11 protein-coding genes and 1 pseudogene are annotated in these 15,411 nt (G+C 44.1%); 3 read left to right on the top strand and 9 right to left on the bottom strand.

All coding sequences use genetic code 11. The features are described from left to right. Positions 1-7 precede the first annotated feature (7 nt). Together ctaD and coxB are read right to left on the bottom strand one after the other, a co-directional pair. A pseudogene (ctaD, locus tag A142_RS16660) lies at positions 8-1,668 on the bottom strand (cytochrome c oxidase subunit I). After that, positions 1,665-2,867 carry a cytochrome c oxidase subunit II gene (gene coxB / locus A142_RS16655; RefSeq protein ID WP_019823444.1) on the bottom strand — a complete coding sequence of 401 codons (1,203 nt, stop codon included), beginning with the start codon at positions 2,865-2,867 and terminating at the stop codon, positions 1,665-1,667. The pseudogene ctaD and the gene coxB overlap by 4 nt, the downstream one beginning before the upstream one ends. Positions 2,868-3,320: 453 nt before the next feature. Here coxB and A142_RS16650 point away from each other — a divergent pair, with 453 nt between their 5' ends. After that, positions 3,321-5,027 carry a phospho-sugar mutase gene (locus A142_RS16650; RefSeq protein WP_029405527.1) on the top strand — a complete coding sequence of 569 codons (1,707 nt, stop codon included), beginning with the start codon at positions 3,321-3,323 and terminating at the stop codon, positions 5,025-5,027. Between the two features lie 105 nt (positions 5,028-5,132). Here A142_RS16650 and A142_RS16645 read toward each other — a convergent pair whose 3' ends face one another. The 4 genes from A142_RS16645 to yegD all read right to left on the bottom strand — a co-directional run bounded on the left by A142_RS16645 (position 5,133) and on the right by yegD (position 9,790). Continuing rightward, entirely contained in the window at positions 5,133-5,765 is a 633-nt protein-coding gene (locus A142_RS16645) for a LysE family translocator (RefSeq protein ID WP_019823442.1), read from the bottom strand. Positions 5,766-5,915: 150 nt separating this feature from the next. After that, the gene (locus A142_RS16640; protein WP_019823440.1) at positions 5,916-6,548 is read right to left on the bottom strand and encodes a fumarylacetoacetate hydrolase family protein; all 633 of its coding nucleotides are present in this window, start codon (positions 6,546-6,548) and stop codon (positions 5,916-5,918) included. Positions 6,549-6,908: 360 nt separating this feature from the next. Then, positions 6,909-7,946 carry a porin gene (locus A142_RS16635; RefSeq protein ID WP_019823438.1) on the bottom strand — a complete coding sequence of 346 codons (1,038 nt, stop codon included), beginning with the start codon at positions 7,944-7,946 and terminating at the stop codon, positions 6,909-6,911. Between the two features lie 491 nt (positions 7,947-8,437). After that, a complete protein-coding gene (yegD, locus tag A142_RS16630; RefSeq protein ID WP_029405526.1) occupies positions 8,438-9,790 on the bottom strand; it encodes a molecular chaperone in 1,353 nt (450 codons plus the stop codon). A gap of 159 nt (positions 9,791-9,949) precedes the next feature. Here yegD and A142_RS24475 point away from each other — a divergent pair, with 159 nt between their 5' ends. After that, positions 9,950-10,258, top strand: a complete 309-nt coding sequence (locus A142_RS24475; protein ID WP_019823434.1) for a DUF1289 domain-containing protein — start codon at positions 9,950-9,952, stop codon at positions 10,256-10,258. Between the two features lie 133 nt (positions 10,259-10,391). On the opposite strand, the gene A142_RS16625 is transcribed toward A142_RS24475, so the two are convergent. Further along, positions 10,392-10,742, bottom strand: coding sequence for a HopJ type III effector protein (locus A142_RS16625; RefSeq protein WP_019823432.1), 351 nt, complete (start codon positions 10,740-10,742; stop codon positions 10,392-10,394). A 193-nt stretch (positions 10,743-10,935) separates the two neighbouring features. Between A142_RS16625 and A142_RS16620 the strand changes: the two genes are divergently transcribed. After that, entirely contained in the window at positions 10,936-11,595 is a 660-nt protein-coding gene (locus A142_RS16620; protein ID WP_019823430.1) for a PilZ domain-containing protein, read from the top strand. A gap of 119 nt (positions 11,596-11,714) precedes the next feature. Here A142_RS16620 and luxQ read toward each other — a convergent pair whose 3' ends face one another. Beyond that, on the bottom strand, positions 11,715-14,288 hold the full coding sequence (gene luxQ, locus A142_RS16615) for a quorum-sensing autoinducer 2 sensor kinase/phosphatase LuxQ (RefSeq protein ID WP_019823427.1): 2,574 nt from the start codon (positions 14,286-14,288) through the stop codon (positions 11,715-11,717). After that, entirely contained in the window at positions 14,288-15,382 is a 1,095-nt protein-coding gene (locus A142_RS16610; RefSeq protein ID WP_019823426.1) for a substrate-binding domain-containing protein, read from the bottom strand. The genes luxQ and A142_RS16610 overlap by 1 nt, the downstream gene beginning before the upstream one ends. Positions 15,383-15,411: the final 29 nt, after the last annotated feature.

Below are 15,411 nucleotides of genomic sequence, written 5' to 3'. Positions count from 1 at the left end.
CTGCCCTCTAATCCACTTTCGGCGGATGAGTAAAGGTGTGGTGAGGCGCAGGGCTTGGTACTGTCCATTCAAGACCTTCAGCTCTATCCCAAGGCTTACTTGGCGCAGGCTCTCCCCCTCTTACGCACTTAATCGCTAGCCATAAGAAAATTAGCTGAGACAACCCAAACGCAAAACCACCAATCGACACGACTTGGTTAACGTCAGCAAACTGAATCGCATAATCAGGAATACGACGCGGCATACCCGCTAACCCTAAAAAGTGCATCGGGAAGAACAGTACATTGACTGAAATCACCGACGTCCAGAAATGCCACAGGCTGAGCTTGTGGTCGTACATATGTCCGGTCCACTTAGGCAGCCAATAATAGGCAGCAGCCATAATCGAGAACACGGCACCGGTTACCAGAACATAATGGAAGTGAGCCACCACAAAATAAGTATCGTGGTATTGGAAATCAGCTGGCACGATAGCGAGCATCAATCCAGATAACCCGCCAATCGTAAACAAAACAATGAAGGCAATCGCAAACGCATTGGTGTTTCAAAGGTCAAAGCACCCCGCCACATGGTCGCCACCCAGTTGAAGACTTTCACACCGGTCGGCACCGCTATCAACATGGTGCAATACATGAAGAACAGTTCGGCAAATACTGGCATACCCGTGGTGAACATGTGGTGTGCCCACACTAAGAAAGACAAGATGGCGATACTACAGGTCGCGTACACCATAGAGTGGTAACCAAACAAACACTTGCCACTAAAGGCTGGGATGATTGCCGAGACAATACCAAAAGACGGTAAGATCATGATGTACACTTCGGGGTGTCCAAAGAACCAGAATATGTGCTGGAACATAACGGGATCACCACCACCAGCCGCATCAAAGAAGCTTGTCCCAAAATATTTATCGGTCAATACCATGGTCACCGCCCCGGCGAGAACCGGCATCACGGCTATCAGCAAGAAAGCAGTAATTAACCAAGTCCACACGAACATAGGCAATTTGAACCATGTCATACCCGGTGCTCTCATGTTCACGATGGTCACGATGACGTTGATCGCCCCCATGATCGAACTGATCCCCATAATATGAACAGAGAACACAAACAGTGCCGTACTATCTGGGCCGTAAGTCGTTGAGAGCGGCGCGTAGAATGTCCAACCAAAACTCGGGCCGCCTCCCTCAGTAAACAGAGAACCAATTAGGATTAAGAAAGCAAAAGGCAAAATCCAGAAGCTGAGGTTGTTCATTCGTGGCAGCGCCATATCGGGAGCCCCGATCATCATAGGGATCATCCAGTTGGCGAGCCCCGTGAATGCAGGCATTACGGCACCGAACACCATGATCAAGCCGTGTACTGTGGTCATCTGATTAAAGAAATCAGGCTCAACAAGCTGCAGACCCGGTTGGAACAACTCAGCACGGATCACCATTGCCATCGCACCACCGGTTAAGAACATGGCAAAACTGAACCACAGATATAGCGTACCGATGTCTTTGTGATTGGTTGAATACAGCCAACGCGCCCACCCTTTTGGAGCGGCGTGAGAATCGTGATCATCCAGAGGTAAGTCATTGCTGTCCAATGTGCCTTCCACAGAATGACTTAAGGCCTGATCTTCTGCAGGCGCCGATTTCACCGGCTTATTAATTGGTGAACTCATAGCTGCTCCTTAGCATCATTTTGTGCATCATCCGTTGAGCTTTCAGAACTGCCTTCTTGCTTGGCCTTATAAGCGTTCACATCTGAAGCCTGAACAATATCGCCGGTGTCATTACCCCAAGCGTTTCGTTGATAAGTCACTACCGCTGCGATCTCTTTCTCAGTTAACTGATTATCGAACGCTTGCATCGCCGTACCGCCACGACCATAAACAATGGTGTCGATGTGAACATCCACATCACCAAGGGCAATAGGACTTCCTTTGATGGCAGGGAATGCTCCGGGAATGCCCTCACCGTTTGCTTGGTGACAAACCGCACATCGAGTTTTGTAAACCTCTTCACCGATGGTATTCAACTCCGCCAAGGAAAGTGACGCATCTAATGCATCTTTCGCGGCTTGTTGTTCAGCTATCGCTAATTCTTTCTGCTCCGCTAGCCATGCGTCAAACTCATCTTCTTCCATGGCGTGCACCACGATTGGCATGAAGCCATGGGCACGACCACACAACTCTGCACACTGCCCTCGGTAGACACCAGGCTCATCTATCTTAGTCCAAGCCTCATTGATAAAACCCGGAATGGTATCTTTCTTAACGGCGAATGCTGGCACCCACCATGAATGAATCACATCATCGGAAGTCATCAAGAAACGAACTTTACGGTCAACAGGCAGTACAAGCGGCTTATCAACTTCTAGCAAGTAATGCGCGCCTTTCACTTCGAGGCCTTCAATCTCTTTGTCACTGGTCGCTAGAAGGCTGAAAAATTCGACGTCTTCACCAAAATAGCTGTAATGCCATTTCCATTGTGAACCAGTGATTTTAACGGTCAGATCTGATTGGGAGGTATCTTCCATCGCGATCAAGGTTTTGGTGGCGGGTATCGCCATAGCGATGAGGATGATGATAGGGATGATGGTCCAAACAATTTCGACTTTCGTGCTTTCATGAAAATGGGCAGCAACTGCGCCCTTCGATTTCCTGTGCCTCAAAATCGAATAAAACATCACACCAAAAACAACAAAGGCAATCGCACAACAGATGTAGAAGATCAGCATATGAAGTTCATACACCTTACCACTGATCTCAGTGACGCCTTGAGTCATGTTGTAATCACTGCTTGCGTGCACTAAAGGCGATACTAAAAGCACAACAAAACTCTTCAAAAGCCACGCTAGCCTAACCAGTAATCTTTTCAAAAGAGCTCTCCTTATCCTTCCTAATTGGATACTTGCGACCTAAATGTCGTTGCGAGCTGGACAACATTCATTGTTATTCCGGCTACACATGAAAAGGCTGAATCTCAATCTACAACTCACATGGAAATGGCCTGTAAGCGGACTGCTGACCTCACATCACCTAAGAACTAATACAGTTCAAAAGCGTTGGAGGTTTCCATGAAAGATTCAAAAACGGCGAATTTGTTAAATTTTGTTATATTTATGTAAAAGGCTAGTTAGTGATATCCAATTGTTCAAGGTAAGTTTACTTACTAAACAGTCAATTATTTGAAGTGGCTTAATCTACGTGCCCTCTTGCCGTTGGAATTTATTTTATATCGAGTTTTACGATTGCTTTCATGGAAATGATAATCAATATCACTTAAATTAAATCAACAGTAAGTCATACAGACATTAAAAGGTTTAGTGATTATGCAAGATGCAATGAATTGGTTAGCGAGAGACCCAGACCCAAGAACTCGTGAAGAACTTCAACACCTCATCGATGAGGGAATGCACGACGAACTTGAAGACCGCTTTACCCAACGATTAGAGTTCGGAACAGCAGGGCTTAGAGGAAAAGTTGGATGCGGCCCAAATCGAATGAACCGTTTAGTCATACAGGAAACAGCAACCGGGCTCGGCCACTACTTAATCGAACATGTCGCCAATGCGACCATCCGCGGTGTGGTCGTCGGTTATGACGGCCGTTTAGATTCCAAGCAGTTCGCGATTGATACCGCTTCCGTGCTCACGGCTTTAGGCATTAAGGTTTACCTAACCTCGAATGTCGCAGCGACCCCTATCGTTGCCTTTGGTATTGAACACTTCAACGCCGCCGCTGCCGTTGTGGTGACGGCCAGCCACAACCCACCGGAATACAATGGTTTCAAAGTGTACTGGGAGAATGGCGCTCAAATCATTCCTCCTCACGATGCAGGTATTGCCGCTGAAATCGATATCGCATCAACCAAGCCGCTCCCTTTAATGAGCCTAAGTGACGCTGAAACGCAAGGAAAGTTGGTGTGGTTAACTGAAGGCTATTATCAAACCTACCGCGCTGCGATCAATCAGAGCCCATACGTGAGTAAAGAGATCGAATCGGCGAACACCACTATCACCTATACCGCAATGCATGGTGTGGGCGCACAAATGGCTGAGGATCTACTTCATGATTCTGGTTTCCATAAGGTATTCAGCGTTGCCGAACAAAGAGAGCCCGATGGTCATTTCCCGACGGTCAACTTCCCGAATCCGGAAGAAAAAGGCGCAATGGATCTGGTGGTTAACTTAGCAAAAAGTGTCGATGCCGACATTGCTTGTGCCAATGACCCAGATGCAGACCGATTTGCGGTTGCAGTGAGAACAGATGATGGCTCATACAAAATGCTAACAGGTGACCAAGTCGGCGTGCTATTCGCTCATTATCTAATCTCAAAGCCGCATACCAAAAACCAATTAGTTGGTAACAGTATCGTATCTTCAACTTTGCTTGAAAAAGTGGCTCAATCTCATGGCGCGACTTATTTCCAAACGCTGACAGGTTTTAAATGGTTAGCGAATATTGGCATGCAATTAGAAGATGAGCAGAACGAGTTCTTGTTCGCCTATGAAGAAGCGTTAGGCTACACAATTGGTACTCAGGTACGAGACAAAGATGGGCTATCGGCTATTGTCGTGTTTGCTCAATTGGTTGAGGAGTTAAGATCTCAAGGCCGAACGGTTTGGGATCTTCTCGCTCAGATTTCATTTGAACATGGTGTTCATACCAACGCTCAACGAAGTATTGCCCTGGACCCAGATTCACCATCGATTGGTTCTAAGCTCCGCTCGGCACAGCCTAAAGCAATCAACGGTGTCGCTATCTCTGTGATTGAAGATCTGCAGTCTTCTTTACGCTTCGTCATTGGAGGCAATACGGAAGCCATTAACCTGCCTGCAAGTGACGTACTCATCTATCACCTCGAGGATGATTCACGCATTATCGTAAGACCTTCAGGCACAGAGCCAAAAGTGAAAGTCTATTATGAAACGGTGACAAAGTTTGAAGGGACAGAAACCTATGACGACACTCGCCTACGCGGTGAGCAGTACATGGAGAAGCTGATTGAACAGCATCAACAAGAGTTAAATTCATAGCAGTTAGCGCGTTCAACATGTAACGGTTAAATATAAAAATGGACGCTCGAAGCGTCCATTTTTGTCTCAGCGGCTAACCACGAGAAGATGTTTGATTTGATTCGTCTACGAAGTAAAGAAAGACGACAACATCCAGATAGCCAATACGATGAAGACTCCACCCATCACTTTCTGTTGATAGGTTCGAAACTTTGCGTTTTCTACGAGAGACTTACCAATCGTACCCACTAAAGCCACCAGCAAAAAGTTGAACGTTAAGCCAAGAACATTCAGTAATAAACCCAGAACCAGCATCTGCTGACCGGAAGTCGCTTCAATATTCGTCGACACAAACTGTGGTAAGAACATCACAAAGAAAACCAAGGCTTTAGGGTTAAGCAGGTTACTGATTAACGCTCTCTGATAGTACGCTTTTGCTGCAAAGTTATCGCTTAACTCAGGCGCGCTACCTTGTTCTGTTCGAAGGCAATCCCAGCCCATTTTCAATAAATAGGTTCCACCTAACAGATGAAGAGCTTTTAGAGCCACTGGGCTCATCGCAATCAATGCCGAAACACCCATCGCCGCCAATACTGTCAGAATGATTCCAGAAGTCGCATTACCTAAACTTGCAAACACACCAACCTTGCGGCCATAACTCATACTTGAGCTCGCGATGAGTAACATATCAGGGCCAGGCAAAAGGAGAAGTGCAACAACGGCTGTCAGGTAAACAGGTAAGATGGCTAAGTCGATCATGGGTTTCAGTATTGATAAAAACGGAGGCGGATTTTATATCAATTACCAACACCCTTCCAGATGCAATCAGTTGCTTGGCGTTTATTTATTCGAATTAAAAACCAACTTTAATCACTAAAACCAATTTATTAACTAAACATAGCGTATTAATTAACTCGCTACCCACTCAATCTCAATCAATGTCGTGTCACCACACTTTAGGCGACCAAGAAAGATATCACCTCGATGCACCTCGCCAACACCTTTGGGTGTGCCTGTCATGACAACATCACCATCAAGCAAGGTCGTGTAAGAAGATAACTCTTCGAGGATAGTTTGTGGGGAATATAGCATCTGCTGAACGTGGCCTTTTTGAACGCGAACACAGTTAATAAACAGCTCCAGATTTAAGTCTGTGAGATCTAGATTATCTGTTGGAACAAAGCGACTAAACACGGCTGAACCATCAAACGCTTTAGCGCGTTCCCAAGGTAGGCCTTTCGCTTTTAAGCTACTTTGCAATTCACGTTTGGTAAGATCTAATCCTAAACCTACCGCTGAGTATTGACCGTTTTCAACGATGAAACAGATTTCGGCTTCGTAGTGCAGCGCTTCTTGATGAAAAGAAGACAGAGATGACGTAACACTGGTACTCGGTTTATTGAAAACCACCATAGAGTCTGGGATTGCGTTATTGAGTTCTTCGATGTGATCGACATAGTTACGCCCAACACACAGCACCTTAGTTGGGGTTGCTGTTCGTCTCGAATTCATCAGCTGTTCCTGATCGACAACACTGCTCATAGTTTATCCCTGAACTATCTTTTTGGAGTGGAGAGTTTAACGCATCATAAAATGAGAGTCTTCGACAAGATGGTCACCAATATCTAAATTCTGATCTTTAGCTCAATTAAATGATTTAAATACTTTTATCCGAAGATCGCGACATATAAGAACTGATGACAAGAGCCATAGCTTCGTAGATCATAGTTACGTAGACAAAATGAATAGCAGGGAAACATGAAGGAAAAGCTAAAACAATACGTATAGAACGAAAGAAGCCCTCTCAAACCAAAAGGCTGGAGAGGGCTTAGCATGGTGTCTAGGACAGTATCCGAAAAGGTAAATTTAAGGAGTAAACACTATGCTAAATAAGTCCGCGACTTATAGGTAGTAACGAGCACCAAGTAGCCATTGGTCGTCAGCTTTTTCTTTGTACACGCCAGAACCTTGTAGGTCGAACTGGTAACCAGCAAAGCCTACGAACTGAGATGTGAAGTTGTATTCAGCTTGTAGAGCAGTCGTGCTGTAGACAGTTTCGCTCATCTTGTCGTCTTCTACAGCTTCGTAGTTAACGCTTAGGTTAAGGCTATTTGAAAGTGCGTAAGAAGCTAGTAATTCAATAGCAACTGACTCTTCAAGAATCTGGTTATTACCAGAGTTCATGTAGTTGTTCATTGCGTAAACACCAGCAAGGTAAAGACCTTCAGCGCCGTATGAACCGTAAGTAGCACTTACTACGTGTGAATCAGCAGTTTGTGAACCAGCAAGTGCGTAGTCTACGTCACCTGTGTTGTACGCGTAGTTTGCAGTGAAATCAGCAATTGCGTAGTTCAATGCAACTTGACCACGGTTACCGTATGTAGTTGCGCCATCAATCTTACGACCTTGCCATGCAACTGCAGCGCTTAGAGAACCTGCGTTGCCGAAATCGATAGCGTTACCGTAGCTCACCATCTCTTCACCACGACCAGTACCTAGGTTACCGTGGTCTTCGTAGATGAAGTCATTCGCGAATGCGATTGGCATATCTGCTACGCCAGCAACGTTGTAGTAAGGTGCCCATTGAGTACCTACTGCTGCACGACCGTAATCGTCGTGAGAAAGACCAACGTAGCCAAGACGAGTTGTGAATGACTCTTCACCACCGTCAAGCATGTTTAGCGCCCATTCACCTTTAGCGTCAGCAGTAAAGCCGTTGCCAAGCTCGTGAGTTGCACCGAAGTTGATACGTGGAGAAACAGACTCTACACCGATGTCATCGCTGTTTTGACGGTCATCACTGTTTACGTCACCAACTGCAACTGAAACGTGGCCGCCAACTGAGAATGTTGTGCCGTCTTCGTTGTAAAGTTCTACTGCAACTGCCTGTGTACCAAATACTGCACCAGAAATTGCTAGCGCTAAAAGTTTCTTATTCATTGTCATATCCATTATGTAACTGGGTGAGTTATTCACTAACAACCTCGTGCTTACGGAGAAGTTGTTACCTGCATTTAACAAGTAGCGAAACCCTAATATACGAATGACAAGAAAGTTGCATTAAAATATATAAAATAAAAAAAATTGCACCATAAAAAACAAAAAATCATTTAAAAACAAGTAGATAACCCGAAAATAACTGGTAATTCTTTTCATTCTTTGAGATAATCATTTTGATTGTTTTTGATTTTATAATCACTAAAAACGCATTAAAAATCCAAATCCAAGATAACTCATCAGACCATCTAGAGGTGAACCTTTAACCTTGAAATATTTTGTAACACATAGAACTCAACTGAAATATTTAGTTTTGCGAAACAAATCCCAATTTGAGCTAGGAAAATCGCTCAATAGAAAGTTCATTAGAGAAAAAACAAAAAAAGGGCAACCAATCAGCGACTGGTTGCCCTTCATAACTCATCATTGGACTCTTATTTGAAGCAAACCTCAGCCCAACGAGCTAAACCTGCGGTTACTGAACCGAAGTAATTACCACTCACAATAGGCACATTCGGTACAGCTTGTTGTACCGCTTCTCGAAGGATAGGCGAACGTGCAGAACCACCCGTCATGTAGATGACATCTGGCTTTTTCTGGCCTTGTTGAATCGCTTCTTTAACCAACTCAATCATTTTAGACTTTGGTGTTTCAATCGCTTCAACCATCTGTTCGATTGAGATATCCACCTCGACCAGTTCGGAGGCAACATTAATCGCAGCACGATATTGAGAGGATTCTGCTAGCGCAATCTTGGCTTCTTCCGCTCTACGCACAATACCGTAGCCCAAAGTGTCATGATAAACCTTCATCAAACGTTCTAGCTTTTGAGGCTCTGACGCTTCTTTGCGAAGTAATTTCAATGCTGTTAGGTTTTCTCTTGAATAGAAATTCTTTTGAGCTTCAACATTATTAATCGCAATTGGATTCCAGAATTGAGTCAGTGGCATATCGATACCCGAAATGCCTTTGCTGCCCATACCAAAAGGCGACATCAGTTGTTTAAAAGCAAGGTAGATATCGAGGTCATTTCCTCCTACCCTTTGCCCGCTGTGCGCAAGTAAACTCTGAGTACGATCTGCCTTCCCAGACCAACTTGGTCCCATTTCTAATAATGAGCAATCGGTGGTACCACCGCCGATATCCACAACCAATACCGTTTGGTTTTCAGTTAAGGTGCTTTCATAATCAAGACCTGCGGCTACTGGCTCAAATTGAAACGCAATATCAAGAAAGCCTGCACGCTTAGCTGCACGAGTGAGGATGTCTTCAGCTTGTCTGTTCGCCTCTTCACCACCTCGACCGTGGAAGTTAATTGGGCGACCGATGACAGCTTGCTTGATCTGCTCTTGAGTCGTGCGCTCAGCTTGGTGTTTAATATTTGCCATCATGGCGCACACTAAATCTTCGAAGAAACTCACCTGAACATCATGCAACCCACTTGCGCCAAGGAAAGACTTAGGAGACTTAACATAATAAACATCACGAGGGTCTTCTAAGTATAAGTCCAATGCAGCCTGACCAAATGCCATGTCTTCTGGTACTAGGTCGATGCTCTCTTCTCTGTTCTGCGCAATAGCACGTCGTAGTACTTGCTCACCGATCGCATCACTCGGCTTGATATTCAAGTGGCGGAAGAGGTGTTCAGAAACACTCTCACGGGTAGGCGCAAACACGGTTGAGGGAATATAGTGGTTGTTACCTTCGAGCGGTAACAGGCTTGGCTCTCCATTAACCATCGCCGCGACAGAACAGTTCGCTGTTCCATAATCAAATCCAATAAACATAATATCCCCCACTCAACAAAAGGGGCGAGATGCTACATGAAAAGCCTAAAAATTACGAGGTCATTTCTAAATTTAACTGAGTAATTTCTTAGCCTAACGGCTCTTCAAGAAGAAACAAATATGCTACATTTCAGCCCAAATGAATCACAGGTTAGATAAATGAAAACACCTTGCCGAGCGGCTTGTAAAAATAATGGCGGAATGTGTAGTGGCTGCTTTCGAACAATGGATGAGATTATAGGCTGGAAAGGCTTATCTGAAAACGAACGAACGTCAGTCATGGATAACCTTAGTGGCGAGAGTTCGACTCACCAATGTCCACAGTGTAATGAGCTAGCTCAATGCGATATCAGTGCGGGCAAAGAGACGTGTTGGTGTTTTGACCTAGAAAAACGAGATACTAGCGATATTCCAAAGGCTGGAGCATGTCTATGCCGCAAGTGCTTGTCTGCCCTGCCTGTTCAGTAGTTTAGAACCTATTCAGCTCGTTACTAGTTAACAAGTTACAAGCTGGTTCAACGCAGACAAAAAAGCGAGAGGTTATTTTCTCGCTTCAAAATACTGAGATTAAGTTTCGACCTGATAGCTACCTGGTTAGTGTCTACTTCGCTTTTGCAACCAGCGCAGGCTGAGAAAACTGGATACCATTCCAGCCATGAACCATAAAGTTACGAATATTTTGATGGTCGCTGTTCTCAGGAAAACCTAGCACGTCGTTACGATAAAATTGACCAAAACAAGCAAGAGTTTGCTCTGCTGATAGGCCTTGCTCTAATCCAAAAGCAAAAATCTTACACGAACCATTATTCTGCCCTGCTGCATTCACGACCTCACCATTGCGAAATTCGCGCTCACAAAAATCATAGTGAGCTTCGATCACTTGCATTGTATCTTCAAATTGCACGGCTTCTGGCGTTTCAGCCAGAGTATTCAATAAGGTTTCCAGTTCCATTTACTATTTCTCCATCAAGTATATATCTGTCAGCAGTGTATCTTGTTTTACGACAAGAGTAAGCCGTTGTTTACTTGAGATAACGATTCATTTTTTGTTGTACGCTGCTAATTACTTCAATGAAACTAATGACATAGTTTTATCAGGACGTTATATTATTTTATCAAACGATTAACATTGTTCAGTAACGAATATGCATAAAGATAAAAACTTAGAACTGTTCAGATACCTAAAGCCAGGTACAAAAACAGCAGGTGTATTGGAATTTGGCCCAGACGACTCAATCCAGATCAGTACACTTTATATCGGACACAAAGAAGATCAGTACCTTATCCTTGAGCTTTCACAAAAAGCGACAGAAGCACTGACGCTGAGAAAGCTAACAAACATTGATATTATTGTTCGTGCGATTACCGACACCGAACTTGGGCACATTGTGGCGTTCAAAACCAATATACTGGCTCATATCATCTCACCGGCCCACCTTATCTTCCTTCGCCCACCCTCAAACTTTGCAACCAAGCCTATTCGTGAGCACGAAAGGTATAAAGTACGTCTCAGCTGTGAAGTCACTTTTGATACCTTGTCGCTGGATGCCACACTGGTCGACTTTTCAGCGTCAGGGTGCGGTATCTATCTTACCCAGCAATCAGATATTGATGTCGGCTGGAAGATAAAAGTTAATTCTGACTTAAATGAGTACTTAGATGACGATCTTGTCTACAAGGTGGTAAGTAAGAAAAGGCAAAGACAAGGCTGGCTGCTAGGTATCCAATTTCCTGAACACCTAGATATGAGTGATGAGTTGAAAACGTTGTTATTGGAACAAGCCTTTGTCTCAGGATCTATATAAAGACAGACTCGATATAAAAACAGGTTCTATATAAATATATACTCATCAGGATTTGTGTGGCGACAACAAGTTAGCCACGCCTCTTCAATAGAGTCCGTTTAAGAGCGCTAAGTTAAAACCTAGTGCTCTGTGTCATTCCAGTATGAGTTTTTAAAATGAACAAACGCTTGGTGCAGCGACTCTTCTTTAATCGGTTTTACAATCACGTAATTCGCCCCTGCGGCCATAAAGCTGTCTCTAGTTGACTCTTGAGCATCTGCGGTACACGCATAAATAGGGGCAGACACACCAATTTCACCTCTTAGTTGCTGAGTGGTTTCAACACCACCAAGATTAGGGAGCTGGTTATCCATCAAGATCAAGTCATAGGTAATCGTCTTAGCCATCTCTATCGCTTCTAAGCCATCTTTTGCCCAAGTGACGACCATGCCATATTTCTTACAGAAAGCCTGAGCAATAAAGGCATTGGTGTGATTGTCTTCCACCAGCAACACATTCAAAGGTCGACTAAACAACGCCTCTGGCTCAACTTCAGCTTGTTGCTTAGCATCGACTAATAGCGGCTTGGCGTGTACGACCACTGGAATTTCTATCGTGAACTCTGAGCCTTGACCTATCACGCTGCGGACTTGAATGTCCCCTTCTAGCATATCGACCAGATTTTTTACAATTGTAAGTCCTAAACCAGTGCCACCATATTCACGAGTGGTGGTCTCTTCGGCTTGAACAAAGGGTTCAAAAACAGCATCAATTTTACTTTCATCAATACCAATTCCGGAATCTTGCACTCGCACGATTAAGCTGGCGTGATCGGAGTTAAAGATGCTCTCGAGCTCAAAGCTGACGGAGATACCGCCTTGATGAGTGAATTTAAAAGCATTACTCAACAGATTAAACATGATCTGATTGAGGCGTACTTGGTCGGTATTGATTTCAATGTCATCAACCAAGTGATTCACAATGGTAAATTCGACGGATTTATCTTCACACAGCGGTCGATAGATGCTGTCTAAAGTATTAACTAACTCCCCTAAACGGAAGTCTTTCTTTTGAATATTAAACTGCCCTTGCTCAATTTTTGAGAAGTCCAAGATATCGTTAAGTACCGCCAGTAAATGTTCCGCACTATTACACAGTACATCCACCTGCTCGCGATTATCTTCATTGTGCATAGAGCGCTTCAGCAGCTGAGACACACCGAGAATACCGTTGAGCGGCGTGCGAATCTCGTGACTCATCTTAGCTAGGAAGTCTGCTCGCACATTCGCAAGATGCTCAGCTTCTTCTCTTGCTCGATCAGCCTGTCTTTCCGCCTCGATAAGCTTAGTAATATCTTGCCCTTGTACCACCACTCCTGTGATGCCGTGTTCCACGCGAATAGCAGACATGTTCCAACGAAACACCTTTTCACCAATGGGTACGTTAATACCCGTCAGTTTAGAACCCTGAACCACCATTTGAATATTAGGCAGCATTCGATGCTCAAACTCTTGGGCAATTGGACCATAATTGTCATCAGCATCGAACAACGCCATGCGAGCGGCGGGGTTCATCTGAATCAAATCGCCTTTTTCAGACCAAACTAAGATAGGCGAATGAGCAAAGTTAAAGAGATCTTGGAATTTTTGATTCTGTTCAGATAAGCGCTCAAAGGTGTCTTCAAGAGTACAACCAATATGATGAAATTCGAAAATGTTAGAGCCATCGAACTTGTTGTACTCTTCGCTAGCACTTGCCGAACGAGTAAAGTCCATTAGCTTATCAAGCTCGGCTGAGACTCTCTTTTGAATCCAAGTTCGAGCAAAAAAAGACATCAATATGATCACCACAATCACCACGATGATCGCACGCTGATAATTCTCTTCTAACGCAATGAAATTATTATTTTTTTGAACAGCTCGAATGATTAAAGGAGTTTCAACAGCATTAATCTTAATGGTTGCGATGGTAACGAAATGACGCGGCAACTGTTCGTACATTTGGTAATTGAGGATGTCAGTAATGGTGTAGCTTTCATCACCACTGAATGTCGATGTCACCGGTGTACCGTGCGCTTCAATCACGATATTTTCGCTATTACTGCCCTGTTGGATTGACTCAGCCAAAGAGAAGTTGTTATCAAGCACAATGGCGATATAGAGTTGACCAAGGACTTCCCCAGTAGCGTTATCAACAATAGGGGTACGGCGAGCCAACAAGTGACGCTTACCTATATCTGTCCTCAGTTTAATAAAATGCCAATTACTGCTGAACGAAACCTCATCAGAAATATGCTTTAAGTTGGACTCATCCAAACCATAAAATTGACTGTTGCCGTCTTCCCAAGCCAAACCATCGTGGGTTGAGACAAAGCGTAAATCTGGTGCATGATCCGGTTCACGTTGGTCAACACCAAAGAAAAAGTAGCTCAGAGTCTCGTCATTGCCCGTATCAAAATACTCTCTGAGAGTTTCACTGTGTGAGCTACTGTCTTGATGGATTTGCAGCACCGACAAACGATAATCAAACATGTTTTGGATCAGGCTTGAGGTTTGCTGAACCGTTCGATTCGTCTCTTGCTGTACGATATTACTGCTGGTTTCATAATTATGAATAAGCACGCCAAGTGCCATCACGCCTATCACCAAAATAACGATACGCGTAATGAGTCTAGCTAAAGTGTTTCTAGGTGTACTGGCATAGCTTTTCTTCATTAGTGACCTGAGTACCTAAATGCTCGCTGTTTAAGTTCTGAAATACGTTCTGGGGAATCTTCCTTGGTGACAATTTCAAATTCACCAGAGTAAACGGTAGGCACTTCCAAACCGGCTAGATCCCACTTGATCGCCTCTGCCATTGCAATGCCTGTATCGTCGTTCATACGCATGACAGTAACATTTAGGTCGCCCCTTGCAATGGCTTCAAGTTCAGCAGAGCCGCCTCCCCAGCCATTCACTAAGATGTCTTGGCCCGATTCACGAATCGCTTCCATTGCACCGAGAGCGACATCCGTTGAACATGCATAGATAAAGTCTAGATCCTTATCGTTCTCTATGCTGATTTTAGCCGCTTGGTAACCACTGTCTTTGTTTGATTTTGTGTAAAACGAAGACTTAAGGGTAAAGTTCGTATCCGTATTCACTTCATGGATAAAAGTATCTCCACGCGCATCACTGATATAACCTTGTGAGTAATATAAAACAGAATACTTACTGTCTGGTTGGCTTACTTGTTTAAAATAGTCCGCCAGTTTTAAGCTGCCTGTCGCATGATCAAAACCCACGTACATAAGTGGCTGTCTATCCGCCCAGGCACGAACTGGCGTTGTGATGTTTTGAAGAATCAGCTTGGTGTCTGTAGAGGTCAATACATGCTCAATAAACTTGCGGTGGCGTGTGGTGTCTAGCGTGAAAATCAAATAATCCGTCTTATTCTCAATGGCTTCTTGCAGTGAAATGCTCTGCTGCGTGAGGTCGGCATTAATACGGGTAAATACTTGATTTATTTGATAGCGAATTTTCAGCCTATCGAGACGCTTCTCAAAAGCTTGAATATTACGAACCCAGTAATCCGAGATCTGTTGACCCGGATACACCACGGAAATCGTGATCGGCTCATCTTGCATTCTTCTTAATGGCACAGGGTGATTTTGTACAGCCTCGACCATTTTATCAGTCAATGCTTTTTGTTCTGGAAAAGTGGAAAGATAATCTTGGTATTCCCAGTATCCATTAAGGACATGGGTACCATGGGAGAGAGCGGACGCAGAAAATACGGCAAGTCCAAACAACATCAGTAAACGTTTCATATTTTTCTCGTTTTGTATGAGCTACTTTG

It is taken from the genome of Vibrio splendidus 12E03, assembly GCF_000272105.2.
Classification (GTDB): domain Bacteria; phylum Pseudomonadota; class Gammaproteobacteria; order Enterobacterales; family Vibrionaceae; genus Vibrio; species Vibrio splendidus_I.
The sequence above is the reverse complement of the archived record's forward strand: the minus strand, read 5'-3'. Positions and strand labels throughout refer to the sequence as shown.

Coding starts and splice junctions, on each gene's coding strand:
- A142_RS16650 (WP_029405527.1), top strand. CDS start 3,321: ATGCAAGATGCAATGAATTGGTTAGCGAGAGACCCAGACCCAAGAACT.
- A142_RS16645 (WP_019823442.1), bottom strand. CDS start 5,765: ATGATCGACTTAGCCATCTTACCTGTTTACCTGACAGCCGTTGTTGCA.
- A142_RS16640 (WP_019823440.1), bottom strand. CDS start 6,548: ATGAGCAGTGTTGTCGATCAGGAACAGCTGATGAATTCGAGACGAACA.
- A142_RS16635 (WP_019823438.1), bottom strand. CDS start 7,946: ATGAATAAGAAACTTTTAGCGCTAGCAATTTCTGGTGCAGTATTTGGT.
- yegD (WP_029405526.1), bottom strand. CDS start 9,790: ATGTTTATTGGATTTGATTATGGAACAGCGAACTGTTCTGTCGCGGCG.
- A142_RS24475 (WP_019823434.1), top strand. CDS start 9,950: ATGAAAACACCTTGCCGAGCGGCTTGTAAAAATAATGGCGGAATGTGT.
- A142_RS16625 (WP_019823432.1), bottom strand. CDS start 10,742: ATGGAACTGGAAACCTTATTGAATACTCTGGCTGAAACGCCAGAAGCC.
- A142_RS16620 (WP_019823430.1), top strand. CDS start 10,936: ATGCATAAAGATAAAAACTTAGAACTGTTCAGATACCTAAAGCCAGGT.
- luxQ (WP_019823427.1), bottom strand. CDS start 14,288: ATGAAGAAAAGCTATGCCAGTACACCTAGAAACACTTTAGCTAGACTC.
- A142_RS16610 (WP_019823426.1), bottom strand. CDS start 15,382: ATGAAACGTTTACTGATGTTGTTTGGACTTGCCGTATTTTCTGCGTCC.